The organism is Nostoc sp. (genome assembly GCF_035638895.1).
In the GTDB taxonomy this organism is placed as follows: Bacteria; Cyanobacteriota; Cyanobacteriia; order Cyanobacteriales; family Nostocaceae; genus Nostoc.
This window is the reverse complement of sequence record NZ_DASQZC010000011.1, coordinates 1-2,496: the sequence shown is the minus strand read 5'-3', so window position 1 is coordinate 2,496 and position 2,496 is coordinate 1. Positions and strand designations below refer to the sequence as shown.

Sequence of the window (2,496 nt, the reverse complement as noted above, 5' to 3'; positions counted from 1 at the left end):
TTGCCAGACAAGTTGTCATTCCCATCTCCCCCATTCAGTAGGGAATTACCACTAATACCTGTAAATATCTTGTCATTACCACCTCCCCCGGTCAAAGTATCGTTACCACCAAGACCAAAAATTGTGTAACTCTTAGTATTAGTGTTTCCTTGTGGGACATTTAATAGATCGTTGCCGCTAGTTCCTTGTAAAAAACTACTCCCACCTCCAGATGCGTTGTTATTACGGTCTCTCCCGGTCAAGATATCGTTACTACGATTAAAAAGATTCGCGACTTTATCAGCATTATTGCCTTCTATATTGTTGCTGTCATTTATTTCTAGAGTTGCCATATTTTTTCCCTCGCAAATTCTTGCTTGAAGTTGCCAATGTGTAGTGGGTAATCATCCTAAGAGGATGTTTTAAAAGTATTTTGCTAGGACTTTTAAAACACCCTCTTAGCCATTTTGGAGCGTTAGGCTCATCGCTAAATTATTGTTTTCCCCAAAAATATTTGTAAAAACTGCCCTAAAAATAGGCTAAATTAGCCCTTTATATGAAACTATCACCTATCGAATTGAAGCCTGTAAATCCGAAATTGCTTAACAGGTTATTATTTGCTTCTATCCCAATCGCATCATATAAAGATGGATTCAAATCAATGATGACATTGCCACTCTCAGAAGCAGAATTTGTTGTTGTACCTAGAAATAAACTGCTATTAGTACCTCTGGTAAGTGTATCAGTGCCTAAATTGCTGACGGAAGTAACGTTATTTTGACCTCCTAATAGCAAATCGTTGGTGTTATCTCCAGTGTAGGAATTCGTGGCTAACACGGTACTTCCATTGGATGTTGCTCCGGACACAAAAACTTCTTCACTCCTGTTAATGCTTAAACCTGTAGGGGAAGAAATGCTGACGTTGATGCTGCCGCCGGCACCACTCATATTGACGTATGACAGACCTGTTAAAAAAATACTGCTCATTAGATTTCCTCTTGATATTGCTAGATATACAATACCAACTTGACCAGAGAGGAGAGGAGCAAGGAGCAGAGAGCAGGAAAGAAGATGGTGTAATTTCCCTACCAAAAGGGTTTCAGAGCAAATAAATTTATTGATGCTTAATGTTAAATATTTATTTCGAGATGCATTAAGCTGTTGCGCCTTTAATTTGCACTAATTTTTTTTCAAAATGCTTGTGGGGTGGGCATCTTGCCCGCCCTGATTGTGCAAGTTGTATACATAACAGCTTACGACAGGAAATAATATGTCCAAGTTTCAGCAAACATAAATTTATTTATGGCGTTCTCCCCTAAGCTTTGTGGCCCCTGCCCCTTTTCCTCTTCTTTAACAAATAGTTATGATACTAAAGCTCAAGTCTCAGTAAACCACAAACTGAAAACGAACGTAATAATAGGGGTTTGTGCCCTTGTGAATCAGCAAGCAAACACCGTTAGTAATAGAGGGATAAGTTTGACGGTATGGGTAACGCTTACCGCTTGAAGGTAACTAGGGGTATCGTCTCTTATGCTGAAGTTAACGTTGTTTTGTGAGTTTTGTGATATCCGTGGCTTTAGCTGAAATGTCCAGATGGTAAGAATTCTAAAAATGTTTTGGTTTACTGAGTATGGTACTTGTTTAGATGCTGAACTTTGGAGACGCTACCCTAGCATTACTAAACTTGACAAGAGACTTCCTACATTAACAAACAGATATCACTTTGCATAAAGAGGTAAGTCTTGCAACTGTCTAATTAACTGTGTTAACATTGAATCGAATTTATAAAATTGCTGAAAACTATAAACCAAGATAGTTTTCAGCAATCTTTGAACATCCTACAGTAGGTTGAGTAGAGTAAAGATAACCCAACAAAACAATTGCTATGGAGTGTTGGTTTTCATACTCGCTCTAACCTGCTTTTGTTTTTAGGCTTAAGCATAACTAATCCAGTTGGATTAAGATCCTGGATTACGAACGGTAGCAGCAATAGCGTTAACGAAAGTCTCAGAGCGATCGTCTTCGACTTGAACACCACCAATAACGCTGCTGAAGGTTCTGTTTCCAGTAGCATCAGCACTAACAACTAATTCAGCAGTGTTTCCTTGGATACCATTCAAGTTAGTGGTAACTGTCTTGGTGAAGCTTTCGTTAACAACAGCTGTAACTCTCTTGTCTGCTGTGTAGATGTTGGCGATGTTAGTACCGCGACCACCAAGAATTTCTTCAGAGGTGTTTTCTAAGTAGTTTAGATCAGAAATAATCATTTGAGTTTCTCCTGAAAAGTTTAGTTTTTGGGCAAAATATTTGGCGTTACAAAGTTATCTTTGTTAGCCAGATAATTATACGGTAGCAGCAATAGCGTTAACGAAAGTTTCAGAGCGATCGTCTTCGACTTGAACACCACCAATAACGCTGCTGAAGGTTCTGTTTCCAGTAGCATCAGCACTAACAACTAATTCAGCAGTGTTGCCTTGGATACCATTCAAGTTAGTGGTAATTGTCTTGGTAAAGCTT

General features: G+C 38.8%; 3 protein-coding genes. All 3 read right to left on the bottom strand.

The genetic code is table 11. The features are described 5' to 3' along the window. The coding region (locus VE944_RS00310) for a calcium-binding protein (RefSeq protein ID WP_414690079.1) at positions 1–332 on the bottom strand (332 nt) is incomplete at its 3' end. Between the two features lie 199 nt (positions 333–531). Continuing rightward, the gene (locus tag VE944_RS00305) at positions 532–966 is read right to left on the bottom strand and encodes a hypothetical protein (protein ID WP_324970771.1); all 435 of its coding nucleotides are present in this window, start codon (positions 964–966) and stop codon (positions 532–534) included. Between the two features lie 971 nt (positions 967–1,937). Continuing rightward, positions 1,938–2,246, bottom strand: coding sequence for a hypothetical protein (locus VE944_RS00300; RefSeq protein ID WP_324970769.1), 309 nt, complete (start codon positions 2,244–2,246; stop codon positions 1,938–1,940). Positions 2,247–2,496 lie beyond the last annotated feature (250 nt).

Bases quoted from the DNA above. Each gene is read 5' to 3' on its own strand.
- VE944_RS00305 (WP_324970771.1), bottom strand. From the start codon at position 966: ATGAGCAGTATTTTTTTAACAGGTCTGTCATACGTCAATATGAGTGGT.
- VE944_RS00300 (WP_324970769.1), bottom strand. From the start codon at position 2,246: ATGATTATTTCTGATCTAAACTACTTAGAAAACACCTCTGAAGAAATT.